Origin of the sequence: Burkholderia sp. PR2 (assembly GCF_052372875.1) — a bacterium.
Taxonomy (GTDB): Bacteria; Pseudomonadota; Gammaproteobacteria; order Burkholderiales; family Burkholderiaceae; genus Burkholderia; species Burkholderia diffusa.
Genome location: NZ_JBQRWH010000004.1, coordinates 1,953,973 through 1,967,584, shown reverse-complemented (window position 1 = coordinate 1,967,584; position 13,612 = coordinate 1,953,973). Strand labels below are relative to the sequence as shown.

Here is a 13,612-nt window from a genome sequence, read left to right as displayed (position 1 = left end):
GCAGATGATCATGTCCGGAAGGCTACTTAACGTCGCGGACAACAAAATACAATTTTTTTGTTTTTGAATTCAAGAGATACCCGCCGTGTACACTTTGAAACGAGCCGCTCTGCCCAAGCCCTTCAAAATTGAAGCTAACGCAGACGTACCGTTGACGACCGTCTTTTGCAATGCTCCATTGTGCCAACGTTGGGTTAAATGAAGTGGGTTTAATTTCGCCGTTATTTCCAACGGATATAGATCTGGAGAGTCGGTAAATATTTCCGGAATAAATCAACGCCTGATCGGATTTTCCATCGGCGTATCCAATATCGGTACCTTTGTATTTGAATAGGTAGCTTGCGTTGAATCCGTCGGCGTAATCATCCTCTTGTAAAACCTCATCCACATTGATGTTTTGGATGGTAACTGAGGGCACAACTGATTGCGCTAGAAGACAACTTTTAACCAAGCTTTCGCTTGGAGGAGCAGCCCATCCAATACTGGTGACGATCATGATCGATACAGCGAAAATACTCTTCTTCATCGATATTCGCTCCCGCGAGTAACGTCTAGGTACTGCTGATTGTATTTCCAAAAAATTGTGCCGCCGACGCCTGCGGTTGAGTCGTAAACGTGATCGTAGCGTCCCGTTTCCACTTTTTCAGTTTCGACCTTTTTAGTTTTTTTATTCTTCTTCTTTGTGATTTTATATAAAATCACGAGTTTGGTGGAGTCTTTGATGTCATATATGTTGTGGCTCGGATCGGTGATTTTAATTCCATGTCTCACCTTAAAATGTCGATCGTAATTTGTTTTGATGTCGGCGCCATCCCAAAAATAAGCGCCATTTGATTTATCTGGGCCGCCCGCAAGTGCGTTGCGGGCGGCGTTGATTGCGGCCTGCATGGCGGGATTCTTCCCAATTTGATCGTCCGTTGCCTTCATCATGTTGTTGTAGCGAGCATTGCCATCGCCAACGACGAATGAGAAGGTTGGGTCATTTTTTGTAAACGTGGCCATGTCGGAATAGCCGCGGGCATCGCGTTGTCGAACAAGCACGCTTGCGATAGCCATCATTTCATCGGAATTGTTCTGCAGTGATGCTTCTCCGTAAGCCATCGCTGCGAGTTGCTTCGTCTGGGCATCGATAGGCTGCGCTGCCGCTGGGGCACTGGCAGGTGCCGCAGGACTGGTAGGAGGCTGTGTACTCGAGGGGTTGGAACTGCTCATGCGCTTTTCCTTGCAGAATCTCCTGCAATCCACGTGACTAGTTTCAGAGAGGATTGCCCTGAAACGCTCACCGTTTCGCCGGAGGAATATTGCCCTTTTTTCGTATGGAGGTCGTCATCGCTGAACAAGTCGTAGTGGTATCCTTCGACCGGAGTGGTTCCGTTCTCCAATAGTACGAATCTCTGCTCGACAATCTCCTCATCGGTAGAAATTGGAGAGAAAATTGGCAATGCATAGCTCATGTTCGCGGGGCCACTAAACGAGTGCTGACTGCCCTTAATATCGACTTTACCCGGTGCGTGAATTTCGATATTGCCATCCTTGATTCGGATATATGCTCCACCGGATGTCAGCAGAATTTCCTCTTTCGCTGCTCCCTCAATCGTTGCCGTCGCCGACAGCACCTTCACCGTCTTCTGCGCGATCAACTCGATGTTGTCATCCTGCGCGTTCACCTCCACCTTTCCCTTCGCCGCAAACAGCTTCATCCCGGCGTTCTGCACAAACAGGCTGATTTTCTCCGCGACGCTCGCAACTAGCGACTTCCCGCTGACAATGAACATGCTCTGCCCATTGACGATATTGGTATGCTGATCGCTCGACACATGCACCGATTGCTGAGTCGACAATGCAATACCGGACGGGCTCGCAATCAGCATGAGGGGCTCTCGGAACCCGTTCGCACTGCCGGTGCCGCCACCGGCTGTCCTGCCTCCCGCATGCGAGCCTTGTATACGGTCTTGCGTCGCATCAGTAAATTTCTTCAGCGCATCGTGCCCCTCTGCCAGACTTTCTGCCTGATGCGTCTGGCTTGCCTGCGACATCGCTTCGATCGTGCTTTTTGCGTCCACGAGTTGCTGTTGCGCCTCGCGGACGTCAAGCTGCAGGCTGTTTGCATGCTTCTGATGCGTCGTAATGTACAGCCCCTGTGCGGCACGCACGGCACCATAGGCATCCGTCTTCAGATCAAATCCTGGGCCGAGATACGAGCCGCGCGTGTTGCCGCTCTGGTCAATCAGATACCCGAGGTGGAGTTGACTATTGGCTGTGCTGCTGAACAGTCTCGCGCGGCTCTGGCCCGTTGCGTCGTCCAGAACCATTTCGTTGTAGCCCGCCCCCGAATACTCCTTCGACCGGTAGCCTGACAAAATGCCGTTGCTATGCCACTGAGGCTGGACATTTCCGTTGTAGACGCGATGTAGGGCTATAGGCCGGTCGCAATCTCCGCCTATGTAGCCGATCAGGACTTCTTCCCCGACTCTCGGAACGTGAACGCTGCCGTAGCCGCCCCCCGTATCCGACTGCACAACCCTCACCCAGCACGAGGCATTCGCATTTCCCGAATTCTGTCGGTCCCAAACGAACATGACCTTTACGCGGTTCAGTGTGTCCGTGTACACCTCTTCGCCCGGCGGCCCGACGACGATGGCCGTCTCCAACTCCATCGCTGGCTTCTTGTGCTCGAACGGACTCCTATACGGAACCGTCACGCGCTGTGCCTCCACTTCGACCAGATAAAAACCGGCCGAGCCGTCTTCGTGAGTGACGACTTCTCCAGCTTGTTCGAACTTCGCCTGCGCTAGTTCGCTCTGCAAGCTATAAGGAAAGCTCGCTTCGTGATTCGATAGCGGCAGGTTGTTCTCAATGTACCGACGTACTTTGATCGCAGCGAATTCTCGCTGCCCGGCTTGATCACGATCGTGCTCAGGATTGCCAGTCAGCACGAACCGACGACCGGTATCGATAGCCCGAACGCCTCCCATACCAAGGAATCGCTTCGCTCTCGACTCCCATTCCTCTAGGTGAATCCTCGAAAGATGCTCACCGCGATCCTGGTTCAAATATGTGTAGGCGCCGGTATATTCATAGAATTCAGTCTGCTCCGGCAAGTTTCCTTGACCGGCCATTGTCGGCAACGTCGTACCTTTGGGATTGACCAGAGACGACGGTGCCTTATAGTCAAACGTGCGTGTCGTGTACACGGTACTCTGCAATGTCCGCGACCCAGCCCACTGCGTAAACGCGTCGGTTTCGCTACTTGTGCCGGACCTGGAGAATCCGACCGACTTGGGCGACATCTCATCAAGCGAGTAAATGTCGTCGGTTACGACAAACCTATGCGACTTTCCATCCTTGTCATGACGCCAGAAACCGAATAGGCCTTCTTCCTCCATCAATCGATGGACAAAATTCCAATCAGTCTCGCTCTGACGGCAGTACGAGCGCGGGGGGAGCGGCTTCAGCAACGCGAATTCGAATTGGCCTCGAGCTTGTGGATGCCCATTGAATACGTCCGTGATGACGGCGTCGATGCTCACATCCTGCCAGTACCGCATATCGTTGCGGAATTTGAGGAAATGCATCCATGAAGCGAAAGCTAATTGGTAACTTGAAAGGCTGCCGTCAGTTCCGAGCCTGCGAGCTGTATGAATGTATCCGTTGATCGGCAGATAAGACTTGTTCGCTTGCTGAATCCAAAGTGTTATCGGCTGGGCGATCAGCGTTTTGAGCTCGATGTCGCTCGCCGTGGATACCACGTCGATCGTGACACTGAAGTCACGACCAAGCTCGGAATAGGTCGTGGCCCGACGTGGCACGAGCGCGTTATCCGGCAACGACGGGATATCCGCCTTGAGCAGGCGGTCTTGCTGGATCAGGCCGCCACGAATCGCCTGAGCCAATTGGGTCATATTCATGCGTTATCCATCTTCTTGTATTTTGCAGACCAGCGATGGGCCGCGCTCTCACGGGGACGGCTCCCCGGCTATGTCGCTGCAATTTTAGCAGCGTCGCCCGGTCATGAAAGAAGAAGCGGTGGGATGTCGCGCGCAATAATCGCGAGTTTGCGACCACCCGAAAACTAGCCAAGCCCGTGACACTCCTTTGGTCGGAGCACGTTGAGCCGCCGCTTTCGGGAATGGCGACGTTATCCAGCAGATCAGAAATTTTCATCCCCAAAAAGACCGGTGTAGGTCTCTACGTACGGTGCCTTGCCAGCTAAGGCGCAGATACTGCTGCATCATCGATCATTGACGAAGGTGGCGTCAGTACCGTGGCCGTTGCACGCCTCCTCCTCGATGTCATCGAGCCAGTTTGCCCAAGCCTGCATCATGTCCCGACGCTCTTGCAAGTACTTCGCGTGGTTATACGTCGAGCGAGTCTTGTCCTTATGCGACAGCTGCATTTCAACGACTTCATCTTTCCAGCCCATCTCGTGGAGGTTCGTCGACGCGATTGCTCGGAAGTCATGGCCCGTTATCGGCTCGGGGATATTCGGCATCGTGGAGTCGAGCGCCCGATTGATTGTTGCTCGACTCATGTGGGGTCGGTGGCTTGAGAACTGCTCCGCGCAACACCGAAGCTGGATCGGTATCGGTACGAAGCGTGATCACCGCGTACGGGAACACGTTGGATACGTACTGAGTAGTTTGACCGCTACGGAAGGGGGGCAGCGTTCTTCGACGCGGCGCATCAAGGCGAGCACATCGTGAGCGGTAGTAGAGCGCATTGGGCGGTTCCCGATGTAAGGGTATGCGTCTGCTCCGAGCATGCGCAAAATCTCGCCAAAGTGCCGCTCGGTCCACGTCTTGCGCTTCTTCTCCAGCCACTCGTCGCTCACAACGCGGAAAGTTGCCTTGCCTTCGTTGATGCGCGCGGACAGCACTTCCTGCCGCGCGTGAGGCGGATGCAGCCCCTTCGTGACGAGTTCACGGGCATCGTCGCGTGCCGTGCGCGCGTCTTGGAGGCTGATGGTGGGATATTCGCCGATCGCGAAAAGATTCTCTTTCCCAGCAATTCGGTACTTGTATCGCCAGAGCTTGGAGCCAGTCGGCTCCACCAACAGATACAGTCCATTGCCGTCAGTAAGTTTGGTAGGCTTGTTGCCTGCTTTCGCTTGTCGGATTTTGACGTCGCTAAGTAGGGTGAAAAAGGGGGTATCGACTCTGGATTGTCGAAATGATACCCCCTTTTGTACCCCGTTTTTTCTCGGCTGGGGACGATTTCCGGCGAACATAAGCGAACAGTGGAAGGGCGTAAAGTGCCCAACTGGTAAGGGTTATAGGCGAATCGCCGAACCAACACGAACAGGAGCAACGGAAGTGATCAGACATATCGTCATGTGGAAGCTGAAAGAATCGGCGGAAGGCGGCACGCGTGCGCAGAACGCGCTGAAGCTGAAGGAAAAGCTCGAAGGCTGCCGCGACCTCGTGCCGGGCATCCTGCAACTCGACGTCGGCATTGCGACGCCGGGCCTCGAAGCCACGTCGGACGTCGTGCTCGTGTCCGATTTCACGGACAAGGCCGCGCTTGATGCCTACCAGGTGCATCCGGTCCACCAGGAAGTGAAGAAATTCGTCGTTGCGGTGGCGGAATCGCGCCAGTGTGTCGACTACCTGTCCGAAAGCGCAGCGCGATGAGCGACGCGGCATCCCCGACGGATGGTCCGTCGATCGAAAGCCCGTTCGTCGATCTGCTCGGCGTGCGGCTCGTGTCTGCGAAGGATGGCGCGAGCGAGATCGTGCTGCCGCTCGACGAGCGGCACATGAACACGTGGAGCATCGCGCACGGCGGCGTGACGATGACGCTATCGGACATCGCGCTCGCGATGGCAGCCCGGAGCCTGACCGACGACGGCGTCGGCGTCGTCACGGTCGAGATGAAGGTGAATTTCATGCAGCCCGGGCGCGGCGAGTTGCGCGCATATGGCCGCGTGATGCATCGTTCGACGACGATGGCGTACTGCGAAGGTGAGGTGCGCGACAGCGACGGCAACTTCGTCGCGAAGGCGCTCGGCACGTTCAAGTATATGCGGCGGCTCGCGGTGGGTCGCGACATCAAGCGGCAACGCACGCGTACGGCGCCGGACGCCCAACCCGGCCCGAGCGACGCGTAAGCGCCGGGACGCGCGGCCCTGCCTGGTCACAGGCGGGGCCGTTTTGTTTTGCGGCACGGATTCGCAACGGGACGGCGTGACGCTGCGAACGAATCCAGGGAGACAACCATGAACACGATCAGCCGCTAGATCCTGCTCGTGTCGCGCCCGCAAGGCGCCGCGCGCGCCGACAACTTCCGGCTCGTCGAAACGCCGCCCGTGCCGCTCGCGAATCCGGGCCTGATCCTGCGCTCGCGGCTGACGATGCAGGGCTTCATCGTATTCGAACACCCCGACGCATGGCCGCCCGTGCTGGCCGAGCTCGGCGAACTCGTCGCGACGATCGCATACGGACTCGAGCCGGCGCCGGACGCGTTCTCCGGGCTCCTGAGAGGCCGCAATTTCGGTAAGCAGCTCATGCAACTCGTCTGATCCGCGCGTGGCATCATGTGACGCTTGTCCGTTCACGGCGCCGCACGCGCCGTCCTCACCGATGCCGCTGAATCCGAAGATCGCCCAGATACTCGACATGGTCGAGCGCGCAAAACGCCCGTCCTATCACCACCAGACGCCGCAGCAGGCGCGCGCCGCGTACGAGAAGAGTGCGCCGATCCTCGATGTCGCGCCCGCGCCGATGCATTCGGTCGAGGCCTGCGTCGTACCGACGCGCGATGGCCGCACGATCGGCGCGCGGCTCTTTCTGCCGGTCGAGCCGAGCCTCGCCGAACCGCTGCCGGCGCTCGTCTATTACCACGGTGGCGGCTTCACGGTCGGCAGCGTCGATACGCACGACGCGCTGTGTCGCATGTTCGCGCGTGACGCGCAGTGCGCGGTGCTGTCGGTCGACTACCGGCTCGCGCCCGAACACCGGTTCCCGACCGCCGTGAACGACGCCGACGACGCATTGCGCTGGCTGCATCGCGAGGCTGCCGCATTCGGCATCGATGCGACGCGGCTCGCGGTTGGTGGCGACAGCGCGGGCGGTACGCTCGCGACCGTCTGCGCGGTGCTCGCGCGCGACGCGGGCATCGATCTTGCGCTGCAGTTGCTGATCTATCCGGGCGTGACGGGCTACCAGGACACCGAATCGCACGGACGGCTCGCGAACGGCTACCTGCTGACGCAGGACACGATCCAGTGGTTCTTCACGCAATACGTGCGGGATCGATCCGACCGCGACGATTGGCGCTTTGCGCCGCTCGACGGCACGCGCGGCGCGCCGTCGTTCGCCGGTGTGGCCCCGGCCTGGATCGCGACGGCCGAATACGATCCGCTGAGCGACGAGGGCGCCGCGTACGCGGACAAGCTGCGCGCGGCTGGCAATAGGGTTACGCTGGTCTGCTATCCGGGGATGATCCACGAGTTCTTCAAGATGGGCGGCTACGTGCCGGAGGTGCGGGCCGCGCATGCCGACGCGGTGGCGGCGCTCAAGGCCGCATTCGACGACGTTTGATGGCGGCGGCGCCCGGCGCCGCGCGGAGGAAGCGATGACCGACGGCTGGGTGGAAACGGGCGACTGGGCCGTGCTGGGCGGCGATGCCGCACGTATTCGCGATGCGGTGTTCGTGCGCGAGCAGCGGATTCCGCCGGAATGGGAACTCGACGACGAGGATCCGCTGTCGTTGCACGCGGTGGCCTACCGTGTCGATGCGGCGACCGGCGCGCGCCGCGCGGTCGCGACGGGACGGCTGCTGCGCACCGCCACGATTGGCCGCGTCGCGGTGTTGGCCGACGCACGCGGGCAGGGCGCGGGATCGGCCGTGCTGCATGCGCTGCTGGACGCGGCGCGGCATCGCGGCGAGCCGATCGTGCGGCTCTACGCGCAGGATGCCGCGGTGTCGTTCTACGTGCGACACGGCTTCGCGGCAATCGGCGAACCGTTCGTCGAAATCGGCGTGCCGCACGTCGAGATGGCGCGCACGCCCTAGTGCCGCGCGCGGCAGGCTCAGCGCGGTTGCGTCGCGTCGATGTCGAATGTGAACGCGCGCTCGAAACTGCCCGGCCGAACGGTGCGGTGCGAGCCGTCGTCGTCGCAGCGTTCCTTGATGTCGACCGTCAGCCGCACGCCTTCCTTCATCGTCACGCGCAGCGCGGTTGTGCCGCGTGTGCCGTATTCGGGCGTCTCGATGAATGCGGCCGACAGCGCCCGCTCGCGCTCGATCGGAATGCCGGTGTGCGGCAGCGCGTCGTCGTCCGCGACGTGCGGATCGCGCATCAGCTCGATCAACTCGTCGAGCGACGGGGTCGGATTGTCGGTCAGCAGCGTGCCGAGTTCCGCGCGCTTGCGCACGACTTTCGGCCAGGGCGTATCGAGCCGGGCGTTCGACAGCGCGTGCACGCCGGCGCCGATCGCGACCGGCGATGCAACGCCGGTTTCGCCTTCGGCCGCACGATTGCAGAACCACGCGAGTTCGCGCCGCTTCCAGTCGCCGACCAGCAGGTTGAAGCCGTTGTACACGGCCGCGTGCTCGGCCAGCTCGCCGAGGTAGTCGAGCGGCGCGACGGACGGGCCGCGGAGGAAATCGGACACGAGCTTGCCGCGGGTCGGCGCGCCCGCGCGAATGTCGAACGGCGCGCGGTAATTCGTCAGCGCCGCGAACCGGCCGTCGCGCGACACGCCGAGCCACGTGCCACCCGCTTCCAGATCGCGGCCGGCGAGCAAGCCCGGCACGTCCTCCCACCACGAAAGCGGCGCACTGGTACGGCGAAAGAATTCGTCGCGGTTGGCGGTCAGGGTAAAGACGGGACCGGCGGCGGCATCAGGCTGCCAGTCGAAGGCAATCAGACACATCGGGCGAATCTCTCGCAGGAAACTTCGGGCGCCGGCCGCGATCTGCGAGCCGGCGTGCGAACGGGTTGTCAGTGCGTCACGCTTCCGTCGGCCACGCGTACGGCAGCGCGTCGAACGCGAGCGCCGGGCCGTCGGCCGAACCAAGGTGTACCGTGCCGTTGTCGAGCGCGGCCAGCTTGATCTCGACGAGCGCGTCGACACCGCCCGCGGGCGCGGCCGCCGCGTTGACGATCATCCCGCATGGCTGGCCCGGGTCGTCGCTGTGGAACAGCTCGACGCCGGCATGCACGGTGTCGGTCTCGCCGGCGACGTGCGCGAGCGCGGTACGGCGCTTGATCGTGCCGCGGTACTGGCTGCGCGCGACGATTTCCTGGCCCGGGTAGCACCCCTTGCGGAAGTTAACGGCGCCGATCACGTCGAAGTTGACCATCTGCGGCACGAACTGTTCGACGGCCGGCTGCGTAATGCGCGGCTCGCCCGCGCGCACGTCGAGCCAGTCCCAGACGGCCGGCGACACGACCGGCAGCGTGCCGGCGAGCGCGGCGAGACGCGCGTCGACTTCCGCGCGGGGCCCGATCCACAGGTAGCGCTTGCGGCCGGCCGCGTCCGGCACGCGGATCAGCGCGCCGGCCGGGCCGTCGACCTTCACGTGCACGCCGTCCGGCAGCGCGTCGAAGATGCCCGACAGCACGTCGCGCACGTCGCCCGCGAAGCCGACGACCGCGAGCGCGTCGCTCGCGTCCGTCAGTTTCGCCTTTGCACGCAGCACGAACATCGACAGCCGTTTCTGCACGGCGGCCTGGACGTCCTTCGAGACAAGCAGGCGCACGCCGTGACCGGCGCGCCACGCGAGGAACGACGCGAGCAGGCGGCCCTTCGGCGAGCAATAGCCGGACAGGCGCGCGCTCGCGGCATCGAGATGCTCGATGTCGTTGGTGAGCTGGCTGTGCAGGAACGTCGCGGCGTCGTCGCCGGCCACGTCGATCACGCCGAACTGCGCAAGCGGCATGCAGGCGCCCGGCGCGTCGAAATCGGCGGCTGACGGGCGGGGGAAAACGGGGAGCGAGACGGATGCGGGCTGTGCAGCCGGTGAAGCGAACGGTGTGCTCATGGAATGAGGGAACAGTCAACCCTGACTTTGACGAAGGCGAGCAAGTATTATATGGGTCTTACCTGAGTCTCGTTTCCATGTCCCTACTGAAGAAATGCGCCGCGACTGTCGTGGCGCTGGCCGTCGTTGTGGCCGCTGCCGGCGCGGGCGGCGGATATTACTGGGCGACCCGGCCGCTGCTGCTGGGTGCCGCGTCGCTCGACGTCACGATCAAGCCGCGCAGCAGCGTCAAGAGCGTCGCGCTGCAGCTCAGGCGCGGCGGCGTGCCGGTCGAGCCGCTCGGCTTCGTCGCGATGACGCGCCTGCTCGGGCTGTCGAGCCGGCTCAAGTCCGGCAACTACGAATTCAAGACCGGCATCACGCCGTACGACGTGCTGCAGAAGATCGCGCGGGGCGACGTGAACGAGTACGTCGCGACGGTGATCGAAGGCTGGACCTTCAAGCGGATGCGCGCGGAACTCGACGGCAATCCCGATCTCGCGCACGCGACGGCCGGCATGAGCGACGCCGAACTGCTGCGCGCGATCGGTGCGCCGGACAACGCGATTCAGCGCGGCAGCGGCGAGGGACTGTTCTTCCCGGACACCTACCTGTTCGACAAGGGCACGAGCGATCTGAACATCTACCGGCGTGCGTACCATCTGATGCAGACGCGTCTCGACGAAGCATGGGCCGCGCGCGTGCCGGGACTGCCGTACAAGACGCCTTACGAAGCGCTGACGATCGCGTCGATCGTCGAAAAGGAAACCGGCCACGCGGCCGACCGCGCGTTCGTCGCCGCCGTGTTCGCGAACCGGCTGCGGATCGGGATGCCGCTGCAGACCGATCCGTCGGTGATCTACGGCCTGGGAGACGCGTACGACGGCCGCCTGCGCAAGCGCGACCTGCAGGCCGACACTCCTTACAATACCTATACGCGCCGCGGGCTGCCCCCGACGCCGATCGCCCTGCCGGGCGTCGCCGCACTGCAGGCGGCGATCAATCCGGCCCAGACGAGCGCGCTCTATTTCGTCGCGAAGGGCGACGGCACGAGCGTGTTCTCGGACACGCTCGGCGACCACAACAAGGCCGTGGACAAGTACATACGAGGTCAATAATGGCGAGCGGTAAATTCATCACGTTCGAAGGCATCGACGGGGCGGGGAAGACCACCCACCTGCAATGGTTCTGTGAACGCCTCCAGGCCAGGCTGGCCGCGAGCGGCCGGCAGGTCGTCGTCACCCGTGAGCCGGGCGGCACGCAGCTCGGCGAGAAGCTGCGCGAGATCCTGCTGAACCAGCCGATGGATCTCGAGACCGAAGCGCTGCTGATGTTCGCCGCGCGCCGCGAGCACCTCGCGCTCGTGATCGAGCCTGCGCTCGCGCGCGGCGACTGGGTCGTGTCGGATCGCTTCAGCGACGCCACGTTCGCGTACCAGGGCGGCGGCCGCGGGCTGCCGCGCGACAAGCTCGAGACGCTCGAGCGCTGGGTGCAGGGCGGCTTCCAGCCCGACCTGACGGTGCTGTTCGACGTCGCGCCGCAGGTGGCGAGCGAGCGCCGCGGCGCCGCGCGCATGCCCGACAAGTTCGAAAGCGAGTCGGACGCATTCTTCTCGCGCACTCGCGCCGAATACCTGCGGCGCGCGGAAGAGGCGCCGCACCGCTTCGCGATCGTCGACGCGACGCAGACGATTCCCGACATCCGCCAGCAGCTCGAACGCGTGCTCGCCGCGCTGTAACACGAAGGAACGCACCACATGATCTATCCGTGGCAGACCGACGACTGGAACCGCCTGCAGCAACTGCGTGCGCAGTGGCCGCATGCGCTGCTGCTGCACGGCCAGGCCGGGATCGGCAAGCTGCAGTTCGCGCAGCATCTCGCGCAGGGCTTTCTGTGCGAGGCGCCACAGCCGAACGGCGAGCCGTGCGGCACCTGTGCGGCCTGCACGTGGTTCGTGCAGGGCAACCATCCGGACTACCGGGTCGTGCTGCCCGAGGCGCTCGCGGGCGAGGCGCCGGGCGCCACCGACGACGCCAAGTCGGCCGACGCGGACGAGGGCGGCAAGAAGACGCGCGCGCCGAGCAAGGAAATCAAGATCGAGCAGGTGCGTGCGTTGCTCGACTTCTGCGGGGTCGGTTCGCACCGCGGCGGCGCGCGCGTCGTCGTGCTGTACCCGGCCGAGGCGCTGAACGTCGCCGCGTCGAACGCGCTGCTGAAGACGCTGGAGGAGCCGCCGTCCGGCGTCGTGTTCCTGCTGGTGTCGGCCCGCATCGACCGGCTGCTGCCGACCATCATCAGCCGCTGCCGGCAGTGGCCGATGACCGTGCCGGCGCCCGACGCGGCCACGGCATGGCTCGCGGCGCAGGGTATCGACGATGCGCGCGCGCTGCTCGCCGAAGCCGGCGGCGCGCCGCTCGCCGCGCTGGCGCTCGCGAGCGACGAGAACCGCCCGCTGCGCGATTTCACGCTCGGCCAGCTCGCGGCCGGCGCCGCGTGCGATCCGTTCGCGTGCGGCGAGACGCTGCAGAAGCTGCCGGTGCCGCTGGTGCTCGGCTGGCTGCAGCGCTGGCTGTACGATCTGCTCGCGCAGCGGATGGCGGGCGCGCCGCGCTACTTCCCGATGCAGGCGGCCGCGCTCGCGCGGTGCGCGGAGGCGGTCGATGCGAATGCGTTCGCGCGCTTCATGAAGGCCGTGACGCGCCAGCGGACGGTCGAGAACCATCCGCTCAATGCCCGGCTCGTATTCGAGGAACTGTTTCTCGGTTATCGGGAAATGTTCGCGTGAGCGAGTATTGTTTCCTTCGGGTGAGGAAACGATTGCCGGCGAGTGCATGAGCGCCCGCCAACCGTATTCAGGAACCACGATGTTCGTCGATTCTCACTGCCACATCAATTTCAAGGGTCTCGCCGACCGCCTGCCTGCCGTGCTGGAGAACATGCGCGAGCACGACGTCACGCACGCGCTGTGCGTGTCGGTCGACTTCGAGACGCTGCCCGACGTGCTCGCGATCGCGCAGGCGCACGACAACGTGTACGCGTCGGTCGGCGTGCACCCGGATCACGAGGACGCACGGGAGCCGACGCTCGCGGAACTGATCGAGCTGGCCGCGCACCCGAAGGTCGTCGCGATCGGCGAGACGGGCCTCGACTACTATCGCCTCGAAGGCCGCTCGATCGCCGACATGGAGTGGCAGCGCGAACGCTTTCGCACGCACATCCGCGCGGCGACCGCGACGATGAAGCCGCTGATCATCCATACGCGCTCGTCGTCGGAAGACACGTTGCGAATCATGGCCGAGGAGCGCGCGGACGTGCCGGGCGGCGTGATGCACTGCTTCACCGAGCCGTGGCCCGTTGCCGAGCAGGCGCTCGCGCAGAACTTCCATATCTCGCTGTCGGGGATCGTCACGTTCAAGAACGCGACCGACGTGCAGGACGTCGCGCGGCGCGTGCCGCTCGACCGGCTGCTGATCGAAACCGATTCGCCCTACCTCGCGCCGGTGCCATATCGCGGCAAGCCGAATGAACCTGCGTACGTCAGCCATGTCGGACGCTTTATCGCATCCGAGCGCGGGATCGCCGTCGAGGCGCTCGCCGATGCGACGACACAGAACTTTTTCCGGCTGTTCAAGATCGCCCGCTAACG

The 13,612-nt window shown here is 62.8% G+C and carries 15 protein-coding genes and 1 pseudogene; 9 read left to right on the top strand and 7 right to left on the bottom strand.

Going from position 1 to position 13,612, the window contains the following annotated elements; genetic code table 11:
- Positions 1–22 precede the first annotated feature (22 nt).
- The 5 genes from ACT2FV_RS26295 to ACT2FV_RS26275 all read right to left on the bottom strand — a co-directional run bounded on the left by ACT2FV_RS26295 (position 23) and on the right by ACT2FV_RS26275 (position 5,227).
- A complete protein-coding gene (locus ACT2FV_RS26295; RefSeq protein ID WP_151049541.1) occupies positions 23–526 on the bottom strand; it encodes a hypothetical protein in 504 nt (167 codons plus the stop codon).
- Complete coding sequence (locus ACT2FV_RS26290; protein ID WP_239007459.1) at positions 523–1,212, bottom strand: hypothetical protein; 690 nt, start codon at positions 1,210–1,212, stop codon at positions 523–525. Before ACT2FV_RS26290 ends, ACT2FV_RS26295 begins: the two co-directional genes overlap by 4 nt.
- Positions 1,209–3,908: a type VI secretion system Vgr family protein gene (locus ACT2FV_RS26285; RefSeq protein WP_444505111.1), complete on the bottom strand. Its 2,700-nt coding sequence runs from the start codon at positions 3,906–3,908 to the stop codon at positions 1,209–1,211. Before ACT2FV_RS26285 ends, ACT2FV_RS26290 begins: the two co-directional genes overlap by 4 nt.
- Positions 3,909–4,231: 323 nt before the next feature.
- Positions 4,232–4,579 carry a tyrosine-type recombinase/integrase gene (locus ACT2FV_RS26280; protein ID WP_279608094.1) on the bottom strand — a complete coding sequence of 116 codons (348 nt, stop codon included), beginning with the start codon at positions 4,577–4,579 and terminating at the stop codon, positions 4,232–4,234.
- Positions 4,580–4,600: 21 nt separating this feature from the next.
- Positions 4,601–5,227 (bottom strand): tyrosine-type recombinase/integrase, encoded by a 627-nt coding sequence (locus tag ACT2FV_RS26275; RefSeq protein WP_203249522.1) that lies wholly within the window; start codon positions 5,225–5,227, stop codon positions 4,601–4,603.
- 85 nt (positions 5,228–5,312) lie between these two features.
- On the opposite strand from ACT2FV_RS26275, the gene ACT2FV_RS26270 reads away from it, so the two are divergent.
- The 5 genes and pseudogenes from ACT2FV_RS26270 (at position 5,313) to ACT2FV_RS26250 (ending at position 8,013) form a co-directional block, all read left to right on the top strand.
- Positions 5,313–5,630, top strand: coding sequence for a Dabb family protein (locus tag ACT2FV_RS26270; protein WP_059604189.1), 318 nt, complete (start codon positions 5,313–5,315; stop codon positions 5,628–5,630).
- Positions 5,627–6,106, top strand: coding sequence for a PaaI family thioesterase (locus tag ACT2FV_RS26265; protein ID WP_006753420.1), 480 nt, complete (start codon positions 5,627–5,629; stop codon positions 6,104–6,106). The genes ACT2FV_RS26270 and ACT2FV_RS26265 overlap by 4 nt, the downstream gene beginning before the upstream one ends.
- Positions 6,107–6,301: 195 nt before the next feature.
- Positions 6,302–6,517: pseudogene (locus tag ACT2FV_RS26260) on the top strand (NADP-dependent oxidoreductase); the annotation flags it as partial.
- Positions 6,518–6,578: 61 nt separating this feature from the next.
- A complete protein-coding gene (locus tag ACT2FV_RS26255; protein ID WP_226116035.1) occupies positions 6,579–7,538 on the top strand; it encodes an alpha/beta hydrolase in 960 nt (319 codons plus the stop codon).
- A gap of 34 nt (positions 7,539–7,572) precedes the next feature.
- Entirely contained in the window at positions 7,573–8,013 is a 441-nt protein-coding gene (locus tag ACT2FV_RS26250) for a GNAT family N-acetyltransferase (RefSeq protein ID WP_059604434.1), read from the top strand.
- A gap of 17 nt (positions 8,014–8,030) precedes the next feature.
- Here the strand turns inward: ACT2FV_RS26250 and ACT2FV_RS26245 are convergent, their stop codons facing one another.
- Together ACT2FV_RS26245 and ygfZ are read right to left on the bottom strand one after the other, a co-directional pair.
- Positions 8,031–8,876: an NRDE family protein gene (locus tag ACT2FV_RS26245; RefSeq protein WP_059604199.1), complete on the bottom strand. Its 846-nt coding sequence runs from the start codon at positions 8,874–8,876 to the stop codon at positions 8,031–8,033.
- A 76-nt stretch (positions 8,877–8,952) separates the two neighbouring features.
- The gene (gene ygfZ, locus ACT2FV_RS26240; protein ID WP_151051793.1) at positions 8,953–9,987 is read right to left on the bottom strand and encodes a CAF17-like 4Fe-4S cluster assembly/insertion protein YgfZ; all 1,035 of its coding nucleotides are present in this window, start codon (positions 9,985–9,987) and stop codon (positions 8,953–8,955) included.
- A gap of 77 nt (positions 9,988–10,064) precedes the next feature.
- Between ygfZ and mltG the strand changes: the two genes are divergently transcribed.
- The 4 genes from mltG (at position 10,065) to ACT2FV_RS26220 (ending at position 13,610) form a co-directional block, all read left to right on the top strand.
- The gene (gene mltG, locus ACT2FV_RS26235; protein WP_124622580.1) at positions 10,065–11,084 is read left to right on the top strand and encodes an endolytic transglycosylase MltG; all 1,020 of its coding nucleotides are present in this window, start codon (positions 10,065–10,067) and stop codon (positions 11,082–11,084) included.
- Positions 11,084–11,704: a dTMP kinase gene (tmk, locus tag ACT2FV_RS26230; RefSeq protein ID WP_444505110.1), complete on the top strand. Its 621-nt coding sequence runs from the start codon at positions 11,084–11,086 to the stop codon at positions 11,702–11,704. Before mltG ends, tmk begins: the two co-directional genes overlap by 1 nt.
- A gap of 18 nt (positions 11,705–11,722) precedes the next feature.
- Positions 11,723–12,751 carry a DNA polymerase III subunit delta' gene (locus ACT2FV_RS26225; protein WP_444505109.1) on the top strand — a complete coding sequence of 343 codons (1,029 nt, stop codon included), beginning with the start codon at positions 11,723–11,725 and terminating at the stop codon, positions 12,749–12,751.
- Between the two features lie 79 nt (positions 12,752–12,830).
- Positions 12,831–13,610 (top strand): TatD family hydrolase, encoded by a 780-nt coding sequence (locus ACT2FV_RS26220; RefSeq protein WP_059538079.1) that lies wholly within the window; start codon positions 12,831–12,833, stop codon positions 13,608–13,610.
- The last annotated feature ends 2 nt before the right edge of the window (positions 13,611–13,612 follow it).

Bases quoted from the DNA above. Each gene is read 5' to 3' on its own strand.
- ACT2FV_RS26220 (WP_059538079.1), top strand. From the start codon at position 12,831: ATGTTCGTCGATTCTCACTGCCACATCAATTTCAAGGGTCTCGCCGAC.
- ygfZ (WP_151051793.1), bottom strand. From the start codon at position 9,987: ATGAGCACACCGTTCGCTTCACCGGCTGCACAGCCCGCATCCGTCTCG.
- ACT2FV_RS26285 (WP_444505111.1), bottom strand. From the start codon at position 3,908: ATGAATATGACCCAATTGGCTCAGGCGATTCGTGGCGGCCTGATCCAG.
- ACT2FV_RS26275 (WP_203249522.1), bottom strand. From the start codon at position 5,227: ATGTTCGCCGGAAATCGTCCCCAGCCGAGAAAAAACGGGGTACAAAAG.
- ACT2FV_RS26225 (WP_444505109.1), top strand. From the start codon at position 11,723: ATGATCTATCCGTGGCAGACCGACGACTGGAACCGCCTGCAGCAACTG.
- tmk (WP_444505110.1), top strand. From the start codon at position 11,084: ATGGCGAGCGGTAAATTCATCACGTTCGAAGGCATCGACGGGGCGGGG.
- ACT2FV_RS26290 (WP_239007459.1), bottom strand. From the start codon at position 1,212: ATGAGCAGTTCCAACCCCTCGAGTACACAGCCTCCTACCAGTCCTGCG.
- ACT2FV_RS26255 (WP_226116035.1), top strand. From the start codon at position 6,579: ATGCCGCTGAATCCGAAGATCGCCCAGATACTCGACATGGTCGAGCGC.
- mltG (WP_124622580.1), top strand. From the start codon at position 10,065: ATGTCCCTACTGAAGAAATGCGCCGCGACTGTCGTGGCGCTGGCCGTC.
- ACT2FV_RS26250 (WP_059604434.1), top strand. From the start codon at position 7,573: ATGACCGACGGCTGGGTGGAAACGGGCGACTGGGCCGTGCTGGGCGGC.
- ACT2FV_RS26265 (WP_006753420.1), top strand. From the start codon at position 5,627: ATGAGCGACGCGGCATCCCCGACGGATGGTCCGTCGATCGAAAGCCCG.
- ACT2FV_RS26245 (WP_059604199.1), bottom strand. From the start codon at position 8,876: ATGTGTCTGATTGCCTTCGACTGGCAGCCTGATGCCGCCGCCGGTCCC.
- ACT2FV_RS26295 (WP_151049541.1), bottom strand. From the start codon at position 526: ATGAAGAAGAGTATTTTCGCTGTATCGATCATGATCGTCACCAGTATT.